The 22,557-nt window shown below is 53.8% G+C and carries 17 protein-coding genes, 1 pseudogene and 1 riboswitch; of the genes and pseudogenes, 4 read left to right on the top strand and 14 right to left on the bottom strand.

Annotation, left to right across the window (positions count from 1 at the left end; translation table 11 throughout):
* Nucleotides 1-2: 2 nt before the first annotated feature.
* Nucleotides 3-1,319, bottom strand: a complete 1,317-nt coding sequence (locus tag OQ371_RS02315; RefSeq protein WP_265992117.1) for a hypothetical protein — start codon at nucleotides 1,317-1,319, stop codon at nucleotides 3-5.
* A gap of 183 nt (nucleotides 1,320-1,502) precedes the next feature.
* Nucleotides 1,503-1,955, bottom strand: a complete 453-nt coding sequence (locus OQ371_RS02310; protein WP_265992116.1) for a hypothetical protein — start codon at nucleotides 1,953-1,955, stop codon at nucleotides 1,503-1,505.
* Nucleotides 1,956-2,077: 122 nt separating this feature from the next.
* Nucleotides 2,078-2,279, top strand: a riboswitch (cobalamin riboswitch).
* 161 nt (nucleotides 2,280-2,440) lie between these two features.
* On the opposite strand from OQ371_RS02310, the gene metE reads away from it, so the two are divergent.
* Genes metE through OQ371_RS02295 form a run of 3 tightly spaced genes read left to right on the top strand, consistent with a single transcriptional unit; the run spans nucleotide 2,441 to nucleotide 5,470 of the window.
* Nucleotides 2,441-4,768: a 5-methyltetrahydropteroyltriglutamate--homocysteine S-methyltransferase gene (gene metE, locus OQ371_RS02305; protein WP_265992115.1), complete on the top strand. Its 2,328-nt coding sequence runs from the start codon at nucleotides 2,441-2,443 to the stop codon at nucleotides 4,766-4,768.
* 48 nt (nucleotides 4,769-4,816) lie between these two features.
* The gene (locus OQ371_RS02300) at nucleotides 4,817-5,062 is read left to right on the top strand and encodes a cysteine-rich CWC family protein (protein WP_265992114.1); all 246 of its coding nucleotides are present in this window, start codon (nucleotides 4,817-4,819) and stop codon (nucleotides 5,060-5,062) included.
* A gap of 21 nt (nucleotides 5,063-5,083) precedes the next feature.
* Nucleotides 5,084-5,470, top strand: coding sequence for an acyl-CoA thioesterase (locus OQ371_RS02295; protein WP_111629461.1), 387 nt, complete (start codon nucleotides 5,084-5,086; stop codon nucleotides 5,468-5,470).
* On the opposite strand, the gene OQ371_RS02290 is transcribed toward OQ371_RS02295, so the two are convergent.
* From OQ371_RS02290 to OQ371_RS02235, 12 genes and pseudogenes are all read right to left on the bottom strand, one after another.
* Nucleotides 5,471-7,771, bottom strand: coding sequence for a S9 family peptidase (locus tag OQ371_RS02290; RefSeq protein WP_374761433.1), 2,301 nt, complete (start codon nucleotides 7,769-7,771; stop codon nucleotides 5,471-5,473). It abuts the gene before it with no gap.
* Between the two features lie 279 nt (nucleotides 7,772-8,050).
* Nucleotides 8,051-9,988, bottom strand: a complete 1,938-nt coding sequence (locus OQ371_RS02285; protein ID WP_265992113.1) for a pyrroloquinoline quinone-dependent dehydrogenase — start codon at nucleotides 9,986-9,988, stop codon at nucleotides 8,051-8,053.
* A gap of 9 nt (nucleotides 9,989-9,997) precedes the next feature.
* Nucleotides 9,998-11,188: an acyltransferase family protein gene (locus OQ371_RS02280; protein ID WP_265992112.1), complete on the bottom strand. Its 1,191-nt coding sequence runs from the start codon at nucleotides 11,186-11,188 to the stop codon at nucleotides 9,998-10,000.
* Between the two features lie 75 nt (nucleotides 11,189-11,263).
* On the bottom strand, nucleotides 11,264-12,460 hold the full coding sequence (locus OQ371_RS02275) for a helix-turn-helix domain-containing protein (RefSeq protein WP_265992110.1): 1,197 nt from the start codon (nucleotides 12,458-12,460) through the stop codon (nucleotides 11,264-11,266).
* A gap of 97 nt (nucleotides 12,461-12,557) precedes the next feature.
* Nucleotides 12,558-14,321, bottom strand: coding sequence for a signal peptide peptidase SppA (gene sppA, locus OQ371_RS02270; RefSeq protein WP_265992109.1), 1,764 nt, complete (start codon nucleotides 14,319-14,321; stop codon nucleotides 12,558-12,560).
* Nucleotides 14,322-14,584: 263 nt separating this feature from the next.
* Nucleotides 14,585-15,214: an inorganic pyrophosphatase gene (locus tag OQ371_RS02265; protein WP_265992108.1), complete on the bottom strand. Its 630-nt coding sequence runs from the start codon at nucleotides 15,212-15,214 to the stop codon at nucleotides 14,585-14,587.
* A 154-nt stretch (nucleotides 15,215-15,368) separates the two neighbouring features.
* Nucleotides 15,369-16,337 (bottom strand): glycosyltransferase family 2 protein, encoded by a 969-nt coding sequence (locus OQ371_RS02260; RefSeq protein ID WP_265992106.1) that lies wholly within the window; start codon nucleotides 16,335-16,337, stop codon nucleotides 15,369-15,371.
* A gap of 82 nt (nucleotides 16,338-16,419) precedes the next feature.
* Nucleotides 16,420-17,127, bottom strand: a pseudogene (locus OQ371_RS02255) (tRNA1(Val) (adenine(37)-N6)-methyltransferase); the annotation flags it as partial.
* A gap of 52 nt (nucleotides 17,128-17,179) precedes the next feature.
* Nucleotides 17,180-17,812 (bottom strand): ribonuclease H1 domain-containing protein, encoded by a 633-nt coding sequence (locus OQ371_RS02250; RefSeq protein WP_265992105.1) that lies wholly within the window; start codon nucleotides 17,810-17,812, stop codon nucleotides 17,180-17,182.
* Between the two features lie 639 nt (nucleotides 17,813-18,451).
* A complete protein-coding gene (locus tag OQ371_RS02245) occupies nucleotides 18,452-18,643 on the bottom strand; it encodes a hypothetical protein (protein WP_265992103.1) in 192 nt (63 codons plus the stop codon).
* A gap of 251 nt (nucleotides 18,644-18,894) precedes the next feature.
* Nucleotides 18,895-20,202 carry a UDP-N-acetylglucosamine 1-carboxyvinyltransferase gene (gene murA / locus OQ371_RS02240; RefSeq protein WP_265992101.1) on the bottom strand — a complete coding sequence of 436 codons (1,308 nt, stop codon included), beginning with the start codon at nucleotides 20,200-20,202 and terminating at the stop codon, nucleotides 18,895-18,897.
* A 92-nt stretch (nucleotides 20,203-20,294) separates the two neighbouring features.
* Nucleotides 20,295-21,065 carry a DUF4290 domain-containing protein gene (locus tag OQ371_RS02235; protein ID WP_265992099.1) on the bottom strand — a complete coding sequence of 257 codons (771 nt, stop codon included), beginning with the start codon at nucleotides 21,063-21,065 and terminating at the stop codon, nucleotides 20,295-20,297.
* 110 nt (nucleotides 21,066-21,175) lie between these two features.
* Here OQ371_RS02235 and OQ371_RS02230 point away from each other — a divergent pair, with 110 nt between their 5' ends.
* Nucleotides 21,176-22,555, top strand: coding sequence for an MATE family efflux transporter (locus OQ371_RS02230; RefSeq protein ID WP_265992097.1), 1,380 nt, complete (start codon nucleotides 21,176-21,178; stop codon nucleotides 22,553-22,555).
* The last annotated feature ends 2 nt before the right edge of the window (nucleotides 22,556-22,557 follow it).

Raw genomic sequence — 22,557 nt, 5'->3', positions numbered from 1 at the left:
GATTATGATACCGAAGAACTGCCCGCACGCTGCGACGGAATCGAATAGGCCGGGCTTGCGGTGCGATCGAGCATTTTCAAGTGAAGATACGTCTTCCAGACCAGCACCATCAGCAGGGCAACTTCAACAACCTGAATGAAATAATCGGCGGCCGTGACGGACGAAGAGAAAACGGTTTGCCAGTCGTCGTAGTTTTTCATGCCGATGTAAATTACCCAGATAATTGGTTGAATGACCAGCAGAAAGTTGAGCAGGATGAGCTGAAAGCCGAAAGCGCGGTCCTCGCTTCGCATCACCTCGAAGAGCACAACGATCATGTGCAGGTAGAGGTAAAAGCCGGGGGCGCTGGGTTGTACCAGCATGAAAATACCGAACGTGAGCACAAACAGCGTCGGAAAGAGCCGTTGGTAGCCCAGGTGTTTGTACCGGATGGCAACCCACGACGACAGCGCCATGGTGATAAACAGACTGATGGTGTTAAGGTTGGTCAGGCTGATCTGATTATACAAACCGCTGAGGACCGGGCGCGTGATGCTGACGAGGTTGGGCGTCATGTGGTAGCCCGAGTGTTGCAGCGGCATCAGGAAGGCGTCGCCCATCAGCAGATACAGAATGACAATGGATGGAATGCCGACGAGGGCCAGTCCCAGGACGTATTTAAACTTGTTGTCGACCAGGAAAAACATTGGAATCAGCAGCACGATTACCATGCTTTTGATCAGAATCATCGACAGCCCCCAGATCACGCCAATCCAGAGGCTGCTTTGCCGGCGGCTGGCGTAGTGGAGCGTAATAAGCCCGACTCCCCAGAACCAGATGTCTTCTTCGCTGCTCAGGACCATGGCGACGAACGTCATCGGCAGCACAAAATACAGGGCCGCGATCAGCAGGGCATCCGGCCGAACCGCGCGGTAATACTGCCAGGTGGCCCAGACGATGACAAACTCGAAGATGGCCATGAACGGGATCAGAATCTTAGCATTATTCCACAAAAAAAGCGGCAGGCTGATCAGGTAACCAAACAAGGGCGCGTGGTAGGAGAGGAAATCCCGGTAAACCATTTTTCCCTGGTAGGCCGAAAATGCTTTTTTATAGAAAAACTCCGTATCGCTGCGGGGGGCAAAATCCAGAACGAGATAAACTAGGATAAAGGGAAGAATTCGAAAAACAATGAAAAAACCCCAGAGTGTTAAGCCCGGCCGGGGATTCAGCAAGCGTTGAAAGGGAGCGGGAAAGCGAATCAGCAGCCAACTAAAAACGGCAAGTAGCAATGACACGGCTACTTTGACGATCGAAACCGTATCCTCAAAAAAGTTCATCCAGGTAGGTGTAGTTTGATTTTAGGGCAAAGTTCGCTAAACCCACGGTAGCTACCAAATTTTGGAAATGATCCTGCACGGAGGAGAGGGGTTGTTTGGCGCAGTCAGGCGAAGGGTCGAAGAGGGAAGCGGAGCCTCCGCTAAACTCTCTGGTTCTCCGCTTCTCTCCGTAAAACAAACCCTTTACCGGCATTCCGACTTCAATACCTTGTATTCAAAACCGCTTTCCGGGCTTTTCAACACCCAGCGCCCCTGCTGCTCCACCCGTTCGCCTTCCCGCCAGGTAACGGCATCACCCGCCAGCGTGAAGGTAAGCTCGTACGGTTGCGTGACGCCTTCGCCCGAACGTTGCCAGTCGGCCCGGATTTGGTTGTCTGCCAGCGTACCGCTGATGGGGCCGCGCGCCCGGTCTTTTTCGTAAGGCAAAATGGCCAGTTCGCCCGTTACGTTGGAGCCGTTGATGACGAGCCGGAGCGTGGTGGTATCGCGGCCCGTGACCTGCTGGTAGCAAACCGTATCCCGCAACGCGGAAGAATCAGATGGGGCCTCGCTGGTCGATGTGTCGGCCCGTTGAGAGCCGCTGTTGCAACTGTTTAACACCGTTAGAAACGCACCAAAAAGCAGGATAAGCCGCATAAATTGACCGGATTAGTGAAGCGTAAAAATAATGAATCGACGGTAAGGTTGAAAACAGGTTCCGGAAGGGCCGTTTGTTTTTCCCGACGGTTTGCCGTTAGTTTGCGGTGTTGTTCTTTGTTTTCCGTCAAACAGGCTACGGTTTCCCCAAGAGGGTTGGGGAATGAAAAAGGAATCGTGTGAGAATCACGAGCAGACGTTGCTACTGTCAGTGACCATTTAGAAAAGGGTTTGCCCTCGATGTCCATTGTTCCGCCCGCGGAATGAGAAGGACGGCAAATTACCGTCACAAGCCAGGAGACTTGCCTTAGCCTACTTGATTACGCCCACACGCTTCTGGGCTTCCATCAACCATTGACGCTTCTTATCCTTCCTGTCTTGAGCGGGCCGGGTAGGTGTGTCATTATTTTTGGGTGTTTCGCAGCGTGCGGGTACAGGGAGTTCGGCAAAGAGCTCGGTACCATTATTTAACCAACATTCCAAAAATGGTCGCACACAACCTCGGCTATCCACGAATCGGTAGCCACCGCGAACTCAAAAAGGCCAGTGAACAGTACTGGGCCGGAAAAATTTCCCATGATCAACTGCTCGAAGCCGGGCAGCGCATTCGGCGCGACAACTGGCTGACGCAGCAACAGGCCGGAATCGCGCTGATTCCGTGCAACGACTTCTCGTTTTACGACCAGACACTCGACTGGTCGCTGACGGTCAACGCCATTCCGGAACGGTTTCAACCCCTCGCCGAAAAGCCATCCGCCAACGAGCTGGACCTGTATTTTGCCATGGCCCGGGGCTACCAGAAAGACGGTCTGGACCTGATTGCGATGGAAATGACCAAGTGGTTCGATACCAACTACCACTACATCGTTCCCGAATTCACCCAGAACCAAACGTTCTCGCTCCGGTCCGAAAAGCTTTTCGCTCAATTTGAAGAAGCCAAAACCGTGCTGGGCGCGGTACCGAAGCCGGTACTGCTCGGGCCGGTGACGTATCTGCTGCTGGGCAAGGAAAAAGAAGACGGTTTCCACCGGCTGGATCTGCTGGACCGCCTGCTGCCGGTGTACGAACAGATTCTGAACCGCCTGCAGGAGCAGGGGGCCGAATGGATTCAGTTGGACGAACCCAGCCTGGTGCTGAATTCGGATGAACGCGAGAAGCTGGCCTACGCCACGGCATACCGGTTTTTGCGCGAACGGTTTCCAAAGCTGAAACTGCTGGTGGCGTCGTATTTCGAGTGTTTCGGCGAAAACCTGACCCTGGCAACGCAATTGCCGGTCGATGCCCTGCACCTGGATCTGGTACGCTGCCCGAGCCAATTGGATGATATTTTGAACACCGATTTTGTCAATGGCAGCACGGCCCTGTCGCTGGGCGTGGTCGACGGGCGGAACATCTGGATTAACGACTTAAGCCGTTCGCTGGATTTGATCCGGAAAGCCATCGATGCGCTGGGCCGCGACCGCGTGCTGGTGGCTCCTTCGTGTTCGCTGCTGCACACGCCCTGCGACCTGGATTCGGAAACCGACGCCAGCGGTCTAACGCCCGAAATCAAACAATGGCTGGCGTTTGCCAAACAAAAACTGGCCGAAGTGGTCAAACTGGCGACGATTTCCACCGACCCCAACAGTGAACAGGCACAAACGTGGCTCCGCGCAAACGAAGCCGTGCTAACCGCCCGCCGACAATCCACACGTATCAATCGCCCGGCCGTTCAGCAGCGGGTCAATCAGCTCACCGATGCCGATACGCACCGTCAGGGCGCTTTCGGGCAACGGCAGGCCCTGCAACACCAGCGGCTCCATTTACCGCTTTTCCCGACCACAACCATTGGTTCGTTTCCGCAAACGGAAGACGTTCGGGTAAACCGGGCCAAATTCAAAAAAGGGGAGAAGACGCTGGAACAATACGAAGATTTCATCCGGACCGAAACGGAGAAAGCCATCCGCTGGCAGGAAGAAATCGGGCTGGACGTGCTCGTACACGGTGAATTTGAACGCAACGACATGGTTGAATACTTCGGCGAATTGCTCGACGGTTTTGCCTTTAGCCAGAATGGCTGGGTGCAGAGCTACGGTTCGCGCTGCGTTAAACCGCCGATCATTTACGGCGATGTCTACCGGCCCGAGGCCATGACGGTTCGCTGGGCCGAGTACGCGCAATCGCTGACGGACAAACCCGTTAAAGGAATGCTGACCGGGCCGGTGACGATTCTGCAATGGTCGTTTGTGCGCGACGATCAGCCGCGCCGGGACACGTGTATGCAGATTGCCTTCGCCATCCGGGACGAGGTGGTTGATCTGGAACGGGCCGGCATCCGGGTGATTCAGATTGACGAACCGGCCATTCGGGAAGGCTTGCCGCTGCGTCGCGAAAATTGGGCGGCTTACCTGGATTGGGCCGTGAAGGCGTTCCGGGTGTCGGCGTCGGGGGTGCAGGACGAAACGCAGATTCACACGCACATGTGCTACTCGGAGTTCAACGACATCATTCAGCAGATTGCCGACATGGATGCCGACGTGATCACGATTGAAACGTCGCGCTCGCAGATGGAGTTGCTGGACGCTTTTGTGCAATTCAATTATCCAAACGAAATTGGCCCCGGTGTTTACGACATTCACAGCCCGCGCGTGCCGACGAAAGAAGAAATGGTGGCGTTGTTGAATAAAGCCGCTGACGTGCTGCCGGTACGCAACCTGTGGGTCAACCCCGACTGCGGGCTGAAAACCCGTCGGTGGCCGGAAACGGAACAGGCGCTCAAAAACATGGTGCAGGCGGCCCAAACCGCCCGTCATCTGGTAACCGAAAACGTATAAATTACTCATTCCGGCCGGCCACGGCTGGCCGGAATTGGTTATAAGCACATGGAGACACCAGTCAGGAAGCACGAAACCGTTGGCTGTCCGCGTTGCGGCACGGCCTTCGAATGCAAGGTCGGCAGCATCAACCTGTGCCAGTGTGTGGCGGTTCAGCTAACCGAAGAACAGCGAAACTACGTGCGTTCGCAGTTTGCCAATTGCCTGTGTGCCAACTGCCTGCGGGAAGTGCGGACCGAATACAACCGGATGGCCCATCAAAAAAAGATGGAGAAATTTCGGAATGCGCACTGAAACGGGCCTATTTTTAACCCTATGGATTCACTCGAAGAACGAATTAAGCAGGCTGAAACCCGCGTTTTCAAAGCCGTTTTCCCGAATACAACCAATCATTACGATACGCTTTTTGGCGGTACGGCCATGCAGATGATGGACGAAATTGCGTTCATTACCGCCACCCGGTTTACGCGCAAACGGGTCGTAACGGTTTCGTCGGACAAAATCAATTTCAACAAAGCCATTCCCGCCGGAACCATCGTCGAACTAATCGGCAATGTGGCCCATATCGGCAACACGAGCATTAAAATTGACGTTGAGATTTTCGTTGAAGAAATGTACAGCGAACACCGCGAACGGGCCGTTCATGGGTCGTTTACCTTCGTGGCCATCGACGAACACAAAAATCCGGTCAAGATTCTCTGATTATTTTCCCGCTTCTGAACCCGCCACGTCTTTGCTCATTTCATTCCAGTTGGGCGGATCGACGCCCAGCAGGTTTTTGACGAAGAAATCCCGCCGTTTGCGTTCGCCGAATTCACCTCCCGTGGTGTGGCTCATGCCCGGCAAGGTCACTAGTTCGAAATCTTTGTTGGCCTTAATCAAGGCGTTGGCGAGCTGGTAGGTCGAAGCGGGATCCACGTTGTCGTCTACTTCACCGACCAGCAGGAGCAGGTTGCCCTGTAGTTTGTGGGCGTTCGTCACGTTGGAACACTCGGCGTAGTGCGGGCCAATGGGGTAGCCCATCCACTGCTCGTTCCACCACATTTTATCCATGCGGTTGTCGTGACAGCCGCAGGACGAAACGGCGGCTTTGTAAAAGTCGGGATGAAACAGGAGCGCCCCCGTCGAACTTTGCCCACCCGCCGACGTGCCGTAAATGCCGACTTTGCTCAAATCCAGTTGGCTGTATTTCTGGGCGGCCGCTTTCATCCACAGAATCCGGTCGGGAAAACCGGCGTCTTTCAGGTTTTTCCAGCACACATCCTGAAAGGCTTTGGAACGGTTGGAGGTGCCCATCCCGTCGATCTGCACAACAATGAAACCCAGTTCGGCCAGTTCGTGCATGGACAGGTTGTTGGTCATGAACGTCTTCGGTACAAACGAACCGTGCGGCCCGGCGTAGATATTCTCAATCACCGGATACTTCCTGGCCGGATCGAAGTTGGTCGGACGGATGATAACGCCCCAGATGTCGGTTTTGCCGTCGCGCCCTTTGGCTGTAAACACTTCCGGCGCTTTCCAGCCCGCTTTCTGCCACTCGCTGATGTCGGCTTTTTCGAGTTCCAGCACCACGCTGCCGTCGGCCGAGTTCCGCAACACCGTTACCGGCGGCAGGTCCACGCGGGAATAGGTATCAACAAAAAACTGGTAGTCGGGTGAAAACGTGGCCGTGTGGTTGGCATTCTCCGTCGTCAAAGCCGTTAGGCCCGAGCCGTCGAAGTTAACCTTGTAGTAGTGAACGAAATACGGGTCCTGATCGGCGTTGCGACCGCTGGCGGCAAATAGAATGGTGCGGGTTTTGTCGTCGACATGCACCAGATTTCGCACCACCCACTCGCCTTTGGTAATCTGCTTTTTCACTTTCCCGGTGGCACCATCAACCAGGTACAGGTGGTTCCAGCCGTCGCGCTCCGACGCCCAGATGATTTCCTGGCCGTCGTTGGCGTCGTGCCGGGAGCGCTTGCCGCTGTAATCGATGAAGGTATTGCTGCGTTCTTCAACCAACGATTTTACCGCCCCGGTCGTCGCGCTGACCTCCAGAACCCGGTACACCTGGTGGCCGCGCTGGTTGTATTCAAAGGTAAAAGCCCGGCTGTCTTTGCGCCATTCCAGCCGCGATAAGCTGAATTGCTCGTTAAACAGCGCATCGTCTACGGAAATCTGCTTTTTTGATTCAACCCAAAACAACTGGGGCCGTCGAATGGGCAGGGCGTCGCCCGGCTTCAGGTATTCCCGGCTTTCCAGTTTGGGCTGAAGCTGATCGTCGGGTGAGGAGCGCACGAAGTGGATCAGGTGTTTTTTATTCGGGCGAATTTTGTTGGTCGCCAGTTTTTTAGAGTCGGGCGACCACTGAATGTTGCCGGAATAGTAGTCGCCCTCTGAGCCGTCGAAGCTCAGTTGCGTTTCCTGCTTCGTTTTTTCGGAACGGACGTAGACGTTGTAGTTTTTGATGAAAGCCGTCTGCGTGCTGTCGGGCGAGAAAACCGGCTTTTCGTCGAGTTCATCGCGGCTGCTGCCCCAATACCGTCGGTCGGTGGGTTCGGCCCGGAACGGTCCTTTCTTCCGGAACGCAAACGAGCCGGTGGCGTATTGCCAGGTGGTACCTTCAGCCACAAACTCCACCTCTTCATCGTCTTTCCCGAATGTAATTGAGGTGAAGGGGAGGTTGAAGGGATCGACTTTCTTGCCGGTGGCTTCGGTCAATTTTTTCGCCAGCTGCTCCTGATCGAACGCCGGTTGACGGGTTTTCTTTCGGGGATCGACCACCACAAACTCGCGGCCCCGGGCGGTACGGATCAGGTACCAGAGCTTTTGGCCGGGCGTCCAGTAGACGTTGGCGGGCGCGTTGTAAACCTTGCCCTGTATCTTTTCGCGTAAAGCCGCCGACCGTTTATAGTCTTCCAGTTGTCCCTGCGCCCGGGTCGAAACCGTATTGCCGAACATCAGAAAAAATAAAATGGACAGCACGGGGCAAAGAAAGGAGGGATGTAAAGGGCGGCTCATAACGGAAGCGTGTTCAGGAATTCAGGGCTATTTCCACGAAAATACAAAAAAAGAAAACACCCGGCCACTCCGAAAGGATCGGAAGGACCGGGCGTAATCAAGCAGACCTCATGACGCGAACCGGTAACATCAGCGGTTCCCCTGGCGCTTCGTTATCATAGGTAGGTCGAGTCAAAGGCTTCTGTGACACATATACGAACCAGAGGGCCAAACGGTTGCGTGAGGATGAAAAAGATTTTAAAAAAGTAACGTGAAGCCGACGATTGGGCTAAAACGGGATCAGGGCAGCGCATACGCGATCAGGTAATCACCCAATTTTGTTCCGATTTTTCCGTGTCCTCCGGCGGCAATGACGACGTACTGTTTCCCGTTGAGCTGATACGTCATGGGGGTGGCCTGCCCTCCGGCGGGTAGCGGCACTTCCCACTGCAAACTGCCATCGCTCGTTTTGAAGGCCCGGAAATGGCCGTCCAGCGAAGCGGCAATGAACACGAGCCCTCCCGCCGTGGTGATGGCCCCGCCGAAGTTGATGGAACCCCATTTTTTCGCTTCGGGATGATGAGCCGGACTGTACATAAAGCCCAGCGGGACTTCCCATTCCAATGTACCTTTTTTCAAATTAATGGCCGCCAGCGTCCCCCAGGGCGGAGCGGTTTGCATCGACAGGCCCTCTTCACTTTTTGTAAACAGATAGCTGCGTTTCAGTACATAGGGGGTTCCGGCCTGAAAACCGGTTTCGGAGCGCAGCAACTCCTGATCGTCCTTGATAGCCACCGCCAGTCCCTCGCGGGGGAGAAGCCGAATGACGGCGGCAAGGCGGTTGACGTTGGTAATCAGCAAACCGGATTCGGGGTCGTAGCACATGCCGCTCCAGTTGATGCCGCCCACGTTGCCCGGCGTGATGATCGAACCCTTCAGGGAAGGCGGAGTGAAAATACCGTTATATTCCAGCGCCGAAATCCGTTTCTGGGCCGCGGCTTTTTCGGCCGGTGTAGCGCCCCAGGCTTCCAGCTTATGCAGGCCCAGGGCCGGAAGCGTGGCCGGAACGGGTTGGGTCAGGTAGGCTTCTTCGCCCGGAACCGTCGACGCCGGAACGGGCCGCTCCTCGACCGGCAGCAACGGAACGCCGGTTTCGCGGTGGAGAATGAAGATATGGCCCATTTTGGTGCCAACGGCCACGGCAGGCGTGTCTTTCCCATCTTTATTAAAGGTAAACAGCAGCGGTTGGGCGGCATTGTCGTAATCCCACAAATCGTGGTGTACGGTCTGAAAATGCCAGACGACTTTGCCCGTAGATGCCCGAATGGCAACGATGGAACTGGCGTACAGATTCTGGCCCAGCCGCTCACCGCCGTAATAATCCGGACTGGGGGAGGTGGTCGGTACAAACACCAGATCCCGGTCCGCATCTGCCGAAATCACTGACCAGGCGTTGGCTGCTCCGGTTTGCGTGGCATTGTCGCCCTGCCAGGTTTTGAATCCCGGGTCTTTTCTGGAACGCGGAATCGGGTCCCAACTCCAGCGAATCTGGCCGGTCAGGGCGTCGTAGGCCCGGACAACACCCCGTTCGTAGTTGAACCGCTGGTTGTCGCCCATTGATGAACCGACGACAATCGTGTTACCGATAATGGCGGGCGGGGAAGTCACGCTGATGTTGCCGACGCCCTGCCGCAGATCGACGGAACCGTTCTTGCCAAACGACGAAATCGGTTTGCCCGTGGCCGCATCCAGCGCGATCAGCCGACCGTCGAGCGTGGGAACAATGACCCGTTTGGGGGCACGGGCGTTGGCTTTGTCGGTCGCTGCGGGCCAGATGGAAACACCCCGCGAGGTGACTTCGGATAAGTCCTGCCGGAGATACACGTCGGGGTCGTACTCCCACTTTTTCGTCCCGGTGGCCGCGTCCAGGGCAAACACCCGGGTGGAGGGAGTCGTAAAAATGAGCATTCCATCTACCATGACCGGCGTAGCTTCAAAAGCTGCTTTTTCGTCGGTATTAGTTCCTTTATAGTGTTCCAGTTCGCCCGTACGGAAGGTCCAGGCGACGCGGAGCTGCTTGACGTTTTCGGGGTTGATTTGTTTCAGGGGCGAATACCGCATACCGCCAGCATCGTTGCCGTAAGCGGGCCATTCCTGACTGGAAACGGATTGCGACGATCCGGGCGTGGCTAGGAAACAAAGAAGGGATGCCAGGGCGAAAAGGGGCTGTTTGATCATAAGTTAGGATTATTTCAGGCCGAACAGAAGCCGGGTTAGTTTGAACGGACGAATCAGGAACCAGTAAATCAGGACGCAAAGGGTCAGCGTTGAAAGGCTGATCAGCCCGAAACCGTCGTAAATGCCGAACTGCCCGGATTGCAGGACGTAGTAACCGAGGACGATAATAACGGTCTGGTGCAGAATGTAAAACGGGTAGGCGGCCTCGGTCAGGTGGGAGAGGATGGGGCGGTTGACATTCAGATACCGATACCCGTACGCCACCGAAGTCAGGACCGAAAACCAGGTCAGGCAGTTGACGTTGAGGTGGTACAAAATTTCCCACCGGACCTGATCTTCCAGTTCCGGATGCCGACTCAGGTAAGCCCGGGACGCATACAGGTAAATGGTGCAGAGCAGCGTTCCGAACAGAAAAATGCGCCGTTGATTCGATAAAAGCTGGGCAAATTGGGGCCGACTGACCAGCACGTAGCCGAACCAGAACAGGAGCAGGTTGAAGACGAAATAAGCCCAGTCGTTTACCAGCGCGTGGGTGTCGTCCGGAAAGAACGGCCTTAGCAGGAACTGGCTGAGAATGATCAGGCCAACGAAAGTCATGGCCCCGCCCGGTTTCGCAACGAGCCTTTCAAGCCGGTCGGTCAGGCGCTGGCCCCCGGGCGATTTCAGGTAGCGGAAAACGGGGATGCTCAGCAGCGAGTAGAGAAAAAGGTACAGCACAAACCACAGATGATGCCAACTAAACGCGCCCCCCTTGCCACCATCCTGATACGGTTCGAAGCCAAACACGTAGGGGTAAAAGTCGGCGTAGCTCCCGGAAAACCGTCCGCGGAACAGCCACTCGTAGTAAATCTGGGGCGGCACAATAACAAACATCCCAAACAACAACGGGATGAAAAGCCGTTTGAACCGTTCGCCCGCGTATTCGCCCGTGGTGCGTCGGCGGAGGGCGTAGTACGTTCCGGCACCCGAGATAAAGAAAAGCAGCGGCATTCGCCAGCGGTGCAGCCAGCGCATGACATCCTCAAACAACGGGCTGGTTGCCGAACTCTGGATGTGGAAACCCCAGCTCACGTAGATCATGCCGGTATGGTAAAAAAGCAGAATAAGGATGGCAAACACGCGCAGCCAGTCGAGGTCGTAGCGACGGTTTGCCGAAGTTTTTTGTGAAGAAGGGGCGATGGGGGCGCTGATGGGTTGCATGGCGTTTTCGTTGTGAACGGAATAAAGATGGCCGTCCGTTGCGCTAAAAAAGCCATTTCCCGATCATCACGAAGTTCACGCCGAACGGGACGAAGTCGCCGTGGCCCGGAATTGCGCTGGAGTCTGGCCCGTCAGGCGCTTGAAAGCCGTGTGAAACGCCGAAGTGGAATTGTAGCCGACGCGCTCGGCAATTTCGTCAATTTTCAGGTTGACGGTGGCCGGGTCACACAGAAGTTGCTGCGCTTCCCGTACGCGGTAGGTCGCCAGCAGATCAAAGAAGTTCTGTTCCAGCCGGTCGTTCAGCAATTGCGACAGGTGGTGGGGCGAGGTGTTAAGCCGCTGGGCCAGTTTGGGCAGCGAGAGGTCACTTTCAAGGTACGGTTTTTCTGCTTCAAAAAGCCGGTTCAATCGGTTCAGCAGGCTTTCTTCAACTTCTTCGGACAACGACGAACGCTCGTACTTTTTTCGGGAATCGGCCGGAAGCTCGGGTTCCGGCGCCGGAGCTTCGGGAAGAAGGTCTTCCCGAAAAAAAACAGAACCCCGCATAACCAGAAAACTCGTTGCGTAAATAGTTGTCGCGATGTAGGTAGCCAGCAGGTAATCGCCCACATCCCGCTGAAACTGCGGTTTTACGATCACGATTAGCAGCGGAACCAGCGCAAACATCCAGCTCAGAAACCGTAGCGACTGTAACTGGTCGGACGACCGAAGGTCGGGCTTCCGTTGGGTCGCCTTCCGAATGGTCAGCAGGGAGATGGCCGCGTAGATGAGGCAACTGACCAGGGTCATTTCGTTGATGTACCGCCGTAACTCGGTAAAATCTTCCTCCAGGTATTCGTCCGCATCGATGTACGGCATTTCCGGATGCTGCGAGTGAAGGTAGGAGTTGTATTTGTACTCGAGCGGTTGGTAAAACCAGGTCACGGAGTTGACGAGCCAGATCGCGAACGGTAGTAGGTGCCAGCCCCACCGGCGCGGCAGACGTTTCCAGATCCGGCTGAACGTGTAAAAATAAAACAGCGGACCGATAACGAAGTTGAGCGGTTCGGAGAAGTCCACCGTCCATAGCGCCTGGAAGGTGTAGTTGGTGTAGTTCAGGAAGATTTCACCGCTGAGGGCCGCCAACGCCAGCGTCAGCCAGCCGTGGCAGCGGTTTGCTATGCTCTGGCCGCGCTTGCCCGTCAGAAAGAAAATTCCCAGGAACAACCCCTGTACCACACCCAGCAGGATAATGAGCGCGTAAACATCAATCTGAACCGGGAGAATCTTCATAAAACGCCAGCAATCTGTCTGCAAGATACAAAAAAAGACCAGCAAGGTTTTTTACGCCCTGCAGGTCTCGTTTGATTGACGGTTTTTACGCTGTTCGTTATTTTATATCCAGTCCGAAGGGCAGACGGGCCTGGGTGCCTTCCATGCGTTTCAGCATTTTCAGGTAGGTAACGTAGGGAGCCAGATCGCCCAGCTTGGCCTGGAGTTGTTCTTCTTCGTCGCCGGTGAAGGATTTGATCAATTCTTCAAAGGCGTTTTTCTTCTCGGGCGTATACCGTATCCGGTAATCACCTTCTTTCAGGTTGGCGGCTTTGGCGGCCAGTTGAACGGCTTTGTCGAGTCCGCCCAATTCATCCACCAGACCATTGGCTTTGGCCTGCACACCCGACCAGACCCGACCCGACGCCAGCGCCTTCAGGCTATCAATCGGAATTTTGCGTCCCTGAGCGGCTTTGCTCGTAAAGATTTCGTAGCCCCGGTTCACGCTCTGTTGCAGTACGTTTTTCTCAAAATCGCTCATTTCACGGGTGAACGACGGGAAATCGGAGTGGGTGTTGGTTACGACACGGTCGTAGGTCACGCCGAGCTTGTCTTTAAAGAAACCTTCGGTGTTGAACACCATGCCGAAAATACCGATCGAGCCGGTGATGGTGTTGGGTTCTGCCACGATCTTGCGGGCGCCCATTGCCAGATAATACCCACCCGAGGCCGCGTAATCCGACATGGAGGCAACCACGGGCTTGACCTTATTGGCCAGGACCACTTCGCGCCACATCACATCCGACGCCAGCGCGCTGCCCCCCGGCGAGTTGACCCGGATAACGATCGCTTTCACTTTGTCGTCCAGGCGAGCCTTCCGGATTTGTTCGGCCACGCGGTCGGACGCGATGTTGTCATCATCTTTGCCGGATACAATTTCGCCATCGGCCACAATAACGGCCACCCGGTTTTTGATGTTTCCTTCTTCGACGTACTTCTTGGCGTTTTCGTATTTGCCGAGCGTGATGAAGTCGATTTTTTTCTTCTCGTCAATTTTCAGGGATTTCCGAATGTCGGTTTCCACCTCGTCGTAGTAAGCCACCTTCGTTACCAGCTTGGCCCGCAGGGCATCACCGGCCGTTTGGATCGATAGGTCGTCGGCCAGTTTCTTTAGTTGGGCAACCGGCAAACCGCGGCTCTGGGCCACATTGGCCAGGAAATGGTTGTTGAGCGAATTCAGGAAGGAGGTGGTTTGGGTTTTGTTGGCTTCGCTCATGTTGTCGCGAATAAAAGGCTCCACGGCGCTTTTGAATTCACCAACCCGGAAAATGACCGGCTTAATGCCCAGCTTGTCGAAGGTTCCCTTGAAGAACGTGTATTCCGCGTCCAGACCATTCCATTCCAGCGCTCCGGCGGGGTTCAGGTAGATGTTGTCGGCCACTGACGCGATGTAATACCCTTTTTCGGTCATTACTTCCCCGTAGGCCACCACGAACTTCTTCGATTTTTTGAAATCAATCAGCGCATTCCGGATCTCTTCAAGCGAAGCCCAGCCGGTCTGGGGGTATTCGGTCTGAAGGTAGACGCCCTTGATGCTCGGATCGAGTTTGGCGTTGGCCAGTGCCTGTTTCAAATCGAGCAGACCAATCACGTTGCCCGTTGAATTGAAGGCACCGAAACCGCCAAACGGATTGTCGACACCGATCTCCCGGATGGGGCTGTTGAGGTTAATTTTAAGAACGGAGTTTTCCTTCACCGCAATCTCATCACCCGATGCGGCCGAAAAAACGGAGCCGACTGCCAGCAGCATCAGAAAAGCCACGAAAGAAAAGAGCATTAAACCGACTATAGTTGCAAGGACGTATTTAAAAAACTGACGCATGTTTTAGGTCAACGGATAAATGAGACAACAGATCAGAGACAGGAGGCAATTTTCAAACTTCTTCCATCGCCTGTCTTAATCTACAAGAAAGATACGTATTCACGTTACTACCATAACAAAAATAAAAAGGAGACGGCTCCCCGTCTCCCAAATTTGTGTTGAGTGTGAGTATTTAAGGAGGAATGGAACCAGGGGCGGAAGGGAGGAATGGTACCCATCCGGACCACCCTTTGCTACCTTTCTTCTGGTTCGGCGGTTTCTCCTTATTTGCTCTGCTTGGCCAGATTCCGCATCAGCAGCCAGTAGTCTTCAACCGACCGCCGGATGACATCGTGGGCTTCTTCCTTGCCGTAAACGTTAACGATCTCGCAGGTCATGGGCTCGCCGGGCAAGTTCTTGTAGGTCAGGAAGTAGTGCTTCAAACGTTGCACCACGCTTTCCGGGAGCTGGCTCAAATCGTCGTAGGCCTGGTACATCCCGTCGCCTTTCAGAATGGCAATGATCTTGTCGTCGGCTTCGCCTTTGTCGAGCAGCCGGAACCCACCGATGGGGATGGCCTGCAGAATGATGTTTCCGTGCGTAATGGCGTGTTCGCTCAGTACGCAGATGTCGATGGGGTCACCATCGCCTTTTTCGATTTCACGGCCAGACCGTTCGCGGGCCAATGAAGCCACCTGCTCGTCGCAGTACGTCATCGGAATAAAACCGTAGAGTGCCGGAACAATGTTGGAGTATTTCTGGGGCCGGTCAATTTTCAGGTAGCCCGTATCCTTGTCAACCTCGTATTTAACGGTATCAGTCGGTACAATTTCAATGAAAGCGGTTACTTGCTTCGGCGCTTGCTCACCAATGGGAATTCCGTGCCAGGGATGGGCTTTAAACTGGTTGTTCATACTTAATTCGGGTAAATCGCTAGGCGGTTGTATGGTTAACAATGGTTAATAATTGTATGGTTAATAATTGTCTAGAATAAAGGGTTAAAAATGGGTTGATGGTTTTAACGATAAGATTTCGAGGTGGTTGCTAAACGCTATAATCTGTTGAGTTTCAAAATCCAGCCCTTTCGGCAATCAGGTAATCTCCGGTTTTATGAGTGGATTGTCTGACGAGCATCTCGCCCAAAAATCCGGCCAAAAATAGCTGAACGCCCAGAATAATGGCGACTAAAGCCAGAAAAAACAGCGGGTTATCGGTCACATTGCGGTACCGTTGCTGGTTGGCGATGTTGTACAGCTTCTCACCAATGAGGTAGACGGTAATCAGCGATCCGATAAAAAACGAAAGCGTTCCGAAGGTGCCGAAAAAATGCATCGGCCGCCGACTGAACTTCTGAACGAAGGCAATCACAAGCAAATCCAGAAAGCCGTTGATAAACCGGTCGAGCCCAAATTTGGTGCTGCCGTATTTGCGGGCCTGGTGCTTCACGACTTTCTCACCAATTTTTGTAAAACCGTTCCACTTGGCCACAATCGGCAGATTCCGGTGCATCTCGCCGTACAGATTCATGGATTTAACCACCGGCAGGCGGTAGGCTTTGATGCCCGAATTGAAATCGTGCAGCTGAACCCCCGACACCCAGCGCGATACGGCATTGAAAAACTTGGTCGGGATGGTTTTCGACAGCGGGTCATAACGCTTCTGCTTCCAGCCCGAAACCAGGTCGTAACCATCAGCGGTAATCATGCGGTACAGTGCCGGAATTTCGTCGGGATTATCCTGCAAATCGGCGTCCAGTGTAATGACAACCTGCCCCCGGGCAGCCTGAAAGCCGGTTTGCAAAGCCGCCGTTTTGCCGTAATTCCGCGTAAACCGCACCCCCCGAACGTGTGGGTTGCGCTCGGAAAGCCGGGTGATCACCTCCCAGGACCGATCGGTGCTGCCGTCATCAATAAACAGAATTTCGTACGTATAACGCTGTTCCGTCACCACGCGCACAATCCAGTCGTGCAATTCGGGTAATGACTCGTCTTCGTTGTAAAGCGGAATGACGACGGAAAGTTGAAGTTTATCAGTCATGTAAATAGCCTCCTCTAGAGACAGACTTTGTGGCGTATAAACCGTTGGGCGCACAAAGGGTAACGCAAAGGTCGTAAGGTTTTTAGAAATTCAGATAAAAAGGTTGCAATAACTGATGGAATGACTGCGTGTACGCCCGTCCGTCAAGCTCGAAAATGGAAAGTTCATCCGTTTCAGGGGCCGAGGAACGGGTCAGAGAGAAGCCTGTAACGGTCCGGAATACCGGTTTGCGGTCGTGATGCCGGATCGCCAGGTGCCGGAACGGGTGCAGCCCCGCGCCCTGAGCCAGCAGCATCAACCTTTCCATTTCAAACGGGGGCAGCAAAACCCAGAACTGTCCATCCGGTTTTAATAACCGCACCACACTGGCAATCAGCTCGTCAAAGGGCAGTTCGTCGTTGTGGAGCGCCCGGCTAACGGCCGAGTCGGGTGAGCGCAGGTGATTGGTGTAGAAAGGCGGGTTGGAAATAATCCGGTCGTATTGTTGTGCCGAAAGGGATTGAACCCGCGTGTGCATCACCCGCACCCGTTCCGCAAACGGACTGGCCTGAACATTCTCGGTCGCTTGTTCAAAAGCCGCATCATCCACTTCCACGGCATCAATTTGAGCCAGCGGATTGCGTTGGGCGACCATAAGCGCCAGCAAACCCGTTCCGGTTCCAACGTCCAGCAGCCGGTTGCCCGCGCTAACATCGGCGTAGGCCCCCAGAATGCACGAGTCCGTGCACACTTTCATAGCTGTCCGGTCCTGCTGAATCGTAAATTGCTTGAAACGAAACACAATGTGTTGAGAATAATGACTGGGGAGTTAGTTAACAATTTAATTCTTCAACTGGTAACTCTTACTTACGTCCGAAGTCTGCCGGGTTTTCGCCCCAGTGTTCGGTTTCCCATTTCAGGATTTTGTTGAAATACGTATTGGTTTGCAGCCAGGTTTCGGCCCGGTCGATCATTTGGAACAACTGGGCGTTGCGGGGCGTCTCTTCCAGCTTGGTGTTGGCTTTCTTTTTTGACACCCAGCTGATGGCGGTGCGGGAATCCGAATAAATGGGCAGATCGCTGTTGCGCTGTTTGAGCCAGGCCAGAGCGTGAACAATGGCCAGAAATTCGCCGATGTTGTTGGTTCCGTCGGCGAAAGGCCCCTGGCAGAATAAAAGCTGTTTGGTCGTGGTGTGAACGCCCTGGTATTCCATGTCGCCGGTGGCCGTATTCCAGGCCGCATCAACGGCAATGCTGTCGCGGACGGGCGAGCCAATGAATAATTTTTTTTCCGACCCCGCAGCCCCGGGGCCTTTGCCCTGTAAGTGAATATGCGGCTTTTCGCCCAGCGCTTTTTCGGCCACCGTGCGGCTTTCAAACGATTTGTAGAGAGCACCCGGAAAGTTCTGAATCTGCTCCTGGCAGGCTTCCCACGTATCGTAAACTCCTTTCTGGCGTCCTTTCCAGACAACGTAATATTTGGGCGATTTTGCCATTGTAATCCTTCATCAATATCTGGCAAAGATACGAGCAGGAGCGTGGATGCTATGAAAATTTTCGCTGGTCCACAGGTTCAGCGATGCTCACAGAATAAATTAATCAGACATGGCCAAGATCAATGTTAAGTTAATTTTAAATTTGCTTGTAAGAAAGGAAGAAATTAATGGATAATCAGGGAAACTAAAGCACAATCGAAATCGTATATTTGTTGACTTCCTATCCATCAACTATCTAACACTGTCTACCTATTGATGAGTTTTTTACTTTACACACTAGTAGGATTAGTGGGCTTGTACATTCTTGGCCTGCTAATCATCATGTTAACTGTGCAGAAACGGTGTACCTGTACACATTGTCGGACATCCATGCACCTGGAGCGGGCGAGTCGGCCGCTGTACATTCGTCGGCTTTATGACTATCTTCCTCTGAAATATTTCCGTTGCCGACGCTGCCACCGGACGTTTTTCCTGCATCTGGATACGCCCGATTCCGAACCGGAAACGATGAAAAGTTCGTCACCCAAACCGAAGAATTCCTACTCTTAGTATTAACCAATCTGGTAATGGCGTATACCGACCTGCGGTTGAGCAGGGGAGGATCGGAGCGGCATAAACCAACAAAGAAGAAAGGATGGGTTACAGAATCGGATTATCGTCGAGCTGACCCCGGATCAGACGCAGTTTTCGATTTAAATCCCGAAGTTCACTCTGGTATTTTCGGTACGTGGTGGGATCGTTGGCTTTCAAGGAGTTATTGTGGCTGTAGTGCACTAAGAGGGCATTCCGGCGGGCGCTCAGCCGCTGGTAGAGTTCACTGGTGAGGTTCATTGTCTTGTTGTTTAGAAATAAAACGAAGAAAACGATCGAGAGGATCTGCCGCGCATCCTATCTAGAACCATAACGGCCGTTTTGACAAAAAATACCTACCGCTCATCAAAAAAAAAAGTGCGCTCATCACATGAAGCCGGCGCAATAGGTTAAAATGTTTCTTGGTTGCGGCATCAGGTTTTGTCTGATATCGCGACAAACAAAAAAGCCGTTCGCGCAGCGAACGGCTTTTTTGTTTTCATTTTCAGGCGTTAGAGCCGCTCAATGACTGCGCCAATGGCGTTCAGCCGGCCATCAATATTCTGATAACCCCGGTCAATCTGCTCAATGTTATCAATGATGCTATCGCCTTTGGCCGAGAGAGCCGCAATGAGCAGGGCAACTCCGGCGCGAATATCGGGTGACGACATACGAATGCCCTTCAGTTGTTGCTGGCGGTTCAGCCCGATAACCGTAGCCCGGTGGGGATCGCAGAGAATCATTTGCGCGCCCATCTCAATCAGCTTATCGACGAAGAACAACCGGCTTTCAAACATCTTCTGGTGAACCAACAGCGTACCCTGTGCCTGAATAGCCGTTACCAGCACAATGCTCAGTAAGTCGGGGGTAAAACCGGGCCAGGGAGCGTCCGAAACCGTCATCATACCGCCATCCAGAAAACTTTCGATCTGGTAGTGTTCCTGAGCCGGTACATAAATGTCGTCTCCCCGGAATTCCATTTTGATGCCCAGCCGCTTGAAAACCTCCGGAATGATGCCCAACTGCGGAATCTGGCAGTTCTTGATTGTAATTTCCGACTGCGTCATAGCCGCCAGACCAATAAACGAACCAATCTCGATCATGTCGGGCAGCATGGTATGCTCGGTACCTCCGAGTTTCTCGACGCCTTCGATCGTGAGCAGGTTCGACGCAATGCCGCTGATTTTAGCACCCATGCGGTTCAGCATCGAGCAAAGCTGTTGCAGGTATGGTTCGCAGGCGGCATTGTAAATGGTCGTTTTGCCTTCGGCCATCACGGCGGCCATCACTACGTTTGCTGTGCCCGTCACCGAAGCTTCATCCAGTAGCATATACGTGCCCTGCAGGTGGCTGGCATCAACGTTGTACATGCCACTTTCTTCGGAATCAAAGTTGAATTTCGCACCGAGTTTTTCGAAACCCAGAAAGTGCGTATCCAGTCGCCGACGGCCAATCTTGTCGCCCCCGGGCCGCGGAATCCGGCCGGTTTTGAAGCGGGCCAGCATTGGTCCCAGCAGCATCACCGAGCCGCGCAGGGCGGAGGCTTTTTCTCGGTAAGCGGCCGTGTCCAAGACGGAGATATCTACCTGGTCGGCCTGGAAACGGCACGACGAATCAGACAGTCGTTCGACTTTAACGCCCAGATCGCCCAGCAGTTCAATGAGTTTGTTGACGTCGCGGATGTTGGGAATATTGTGAATGGTGACCGGCTCGGCGGTTAACAAAACCGCACATAGAATCTGAAGGGCTTCATTTTTAGCGCCTTGTGGATTGATTTCGCCCTTTAAATGTTGATCACCGGCAATGCGGAATGATGCCATATGGGGAGTTAATAATTAAGAATAAAGAATGAAGAGTTAGAGTTGGCCAACTCATGTGTTAACCAACTCTTAACGCTTAATTCTTTACTCTGTTAACGTCTTTTGTTGCGATTATTGGGATTATTTCCCCGGAAGCGGTCGTTGCGGTGACCGTCGTTGCGATTGTCACGGTTGTTGTTGCCGCCATCGCGGTGCCCACGCCCCTGATTCTGGTAGTAATTGTTATTCTGGCGATTGCCGGACGTTTCGTTTCGGCTGTACGATTGCCCCGAACCTTCGTTGCGACCGTAGGACGGGCCGCTGGGATTACGCCGGGGTGGTTGATCGCCCGTCCGTTCGCGCGGAGTAGCGTCAACAAAACCGTTGGTTCGAATGGACTGAATGTCGTCGTGGAGCTTGCCGTTCGACATCTCGTCCAGGTTGGTCAGGATCGTTTCGTCTTCAACGGCTTCTTTATTCCAGGTCGAGTAAAACGTTTTCATCAGCCGGGCCATGTACGACACAAATGCCAGCCGCTCTTCCGAATCTTCCAGCGAAATGGCTTTGGCAATCAGCAGATTAATGTTCTGGCCGTAGTGCTTGTAACGCAAACCGTGCGTGTTATACGGAACGGGCTGCGGTTTTTTACCCAGCACCTCGGCGGTCGGGGGCGGGTAGGGGCTGTCTACATCCAGTTTAAAATCCGAAATGATGTAGAGGTCATCCCACAATTTATTATAGTAGTCCTGATTATCCCGCATGTTGGGATGGATTTGCCGCATCAGTTCCACCAAGATGTGCGCGTAGCGGGTGCGCTTCTCGCGGTCTTCAATAGTCTGTAGATATTCGACTAATTTTTGGATATTGCTGCCGTACTCTTTCAATCGCTTGGGGCATCTTTAAAGTGTGTTGAGACAAAAGTAAGAAAAAGTCTTGTACAATATTAATCCTTTCTAGACCGGAACAGGGAACAGGACATTGCTGTTGAAAAAGTATGAAGCAGTGGTACCAGATTTATAAACCAGAGTTGGCGGATACCCTCCGGCTTAGCATTCCGATTGTGATTGCGCAACTGGGTGTGGTGTTGATGGGCGTGACCGACAATTTGTTCGTTGGGCGGCTCTTGGGCGCGGTTCCTCTGGCCGGGGCGGGGTTGTCGGTGTCGCTGACTTTTCTGGTGTCGAGCATCGGCGTGGGCGGTTTGTCGGTCGTTGCAGCCCTGGTTTCCCAGGCCAACGGGCGTGGCGACACGGCCGAGATTAATCGCTTATTTCGGGCCGGTTTGCAGGTGGCTCTCCTGCTGGGGGTAGTTCTGGGAATTATCGGAATGGTATTTGCCTATCATTTTGAGGTTTTCGAGCAAACACCGGAGGTAACAGAAATCGGCCGGAACTTCATGCTGATTCTCAGCGTGTCGAACATTCCGCTTTTTCTCTTCATTGCCGCCCGGCAGTTGTGCGATGGGTTGGCTCAGCCGCGGGTCGCCATGTCCATAACCCTGTCGGCGCTGGTGCTGAATGCGGTGTTTAATTACCTGCTCATTACGGGTGTTGGGCCGTTTCCAGCATGGGGCGTTTACGGTTCGGCGGTGGCAACCTTATTATCGCGCGTTTACATGGCGGTTGCCATCATTCTTTACGTCCGGCGGTCCGACCTGTTTCAACGGTATTTTCAGCCCACCTTTGGTGCGTTTCGGATGGCGGATTATATTCGAAAAATTCTGCGCCTGGGCCTGCCCGGGGGTTTTACGTATTTCTTTGAAGCGGCCACATTTTCACTGGCGGCCATGATGGCAGGCTGGCTGGGTTCCAACCAACTGGCGGCCCATCAGATTGCCATCAACATGGCTTCAACGACCTACATGATGGCCACCGGTATTTCGTCGGCGGGGGCCATCCGGGTCGGTAGCGCCCTGGGCCGGTCCAGCCAGACGGCGGTTCGCCGGGCGGGGGTGTCGGCTTTGTGGCTGGTAACGGCTTTTATGGGCTTTACCGCCCTGATTTTCCTGACGGCCAACGACTGGCTGGTCAGCCTGTACATTCGGGACAATGCCGAGGTGGCTACCGTGGCGGCTTCGCTGGTGATCATGGGCGGTTTTTTCCAGTTATCCGACGGCGTGCAGGTGGTTGGCGTGGGTATTTTACGGGGCATATCCGACGTTAATGTGCCTACAATCATTACGCTGTTTGCCTACTGGATTGTTGGGTTACCGCTCAGCTACGTGCTGGGTTTCTGGATGAACCTGAATGCGGCCGGTATCTGGGTGGGCCTGCTGGCCGGCCTGACGATGGCGGCCATCCTGCTGCCGGTCCGGTTTTTCCGGCTCATTGGCCGGATGAAGATCGAAACCAGTGAAAAACCGCTGTACAACTAAAT

Origin of the sequence: Larkinella insperata, from assembly GCF_026248825.1 — a bacterium.
Classification (GTDB): Bacteria; Bacteroidota; Bacteroidia; order Cytophagales; family Spirosomataceae; genus Larkinella; species Larkinella insperata.
This window is presented reverse-complemented; position numbering and strand designations above follow the sequence as displayed.

What these genes read in the sequence shown, in the direction of transcription:
- OQ371_RS02315 (WP_265992117.1), bottom strand. Translation starts at nt 1,319, where the DNA reads ATGAACTTTTTTGAGGATACGGTTTCGATCGTCAAAGTAGCCGTGTCA.
- OQ371_RS02290 (WP_374761433.1), bottom strand. Translation starts at nt 7,771, where the DNA reads ATGAGCCGCCCTTTACATCCCTCCTTTCTTTGCCCCGTGCTGTCCATT.
- OQ371_RS02230 (WP_265992097.1), top strand. Translation starts at nt 21,176, where the DNA reads ATGAAGCAGTGGTACCAGATTTATAAACCAGAGTTGGCGGATACCCTC.
- OQ371_RS02250 (WP_265992105.1), bottom strand. Translation starts at nt 17,812, where the DNA reads ATGGCAAAATCGCCCAAATATTACGTTGTCTGGAAAGGACGCCAGAAA.
- OQ371_RS02265 (WP_265992108.1), bottom strand. Translation starts at nt 15,214, where the DNA reads ATGAACAACCAGTTTAAAGCCCATCCCTGGCACGGAATTCCCATTGGT.
- OQ371_RS02285 (WP_265992113.1), bottom strand. Translation starts at nt 9,988, where the DNA reads ATGATCAAACAGCCCCTTTTCGCCCTGGCATCCCTTCTTTGTTTCCTA.
- OQ371_RS02280 (WP_265992112.1), bottom strand. Translation starts at nt 11,188, where the DNA reads ATGCAACCCATCAGCGCCCCCATCGCCCCTTCTTCACAAAAAACTTCG.
- OQ371_RS02295 (WP_111629461.1), top strand. Translation starts at nt 5,084, where the DNA reads ATGGATTCACTCGAAGAACGAATTAAGCAGGCTGAAACCCGCGTTTTC.
- murA (WP_265992101.1), bottom strand. Translation starts at nt 20,202, where the DNA reads ATGGCATCATTCCGCATTGCCGGTGATCAACATTTAAAGGGCGAAATC.
- OQ371_RS02260 (WP_265992106.1), bottom strand. Translation starts at nt 16,337, where the DNA reads ATGACTGATAAACTTCAACTTTCCGTCGTCATTCCGCTTTACAACGAA.
- metE (WP_265992115.1), top strand. Translation starts at nt 2,441, where the DNA reads ATGGTCGCACACAACCTCGGCTATCCACGAATCGGTAGCCACCGCGAA.
- OQ371_RS02275 (WP_265992110.1), bottom strand. Translation starts at nt 12,460, where the DNA reads ATGAAGATTCTCCCGGTTCAGATTGATGTTTACGCGCTCATTATCCTG.
- OQ371_RS02310 (WP_265992116.1), bottom strand. Translation starts at nt 1,955, where the DNA reads ATGCGGCTTATCCTGCTTTTTGGTGCGTTTCTAACGGTGTTAAACAGT.
- OQ371_RS02300 (WP_265992114.1), top strand. Translation starts at nt 4,817, where the DNA reads ATGGAGACACCAGTCAGGAAGCACGAAACCGTTGGCTGTCCGCGTTGC.
- OQ371_RS02245 (WP_265992103.1), bottom strand. Translation starts at nt 18,643, where the DNA reads ATGAACCTCACCAGTGAACTCTACCAGCGGCTGAGCGCCCGCCGGAAT.
- sppA (WP_265992109.1), bottom strand. Translation starts at nt 14,321, where the DNA reads ATGCGTCAGTTTTTTAAATACGTCCTTGCAACTATAGTCGGTTTAATG.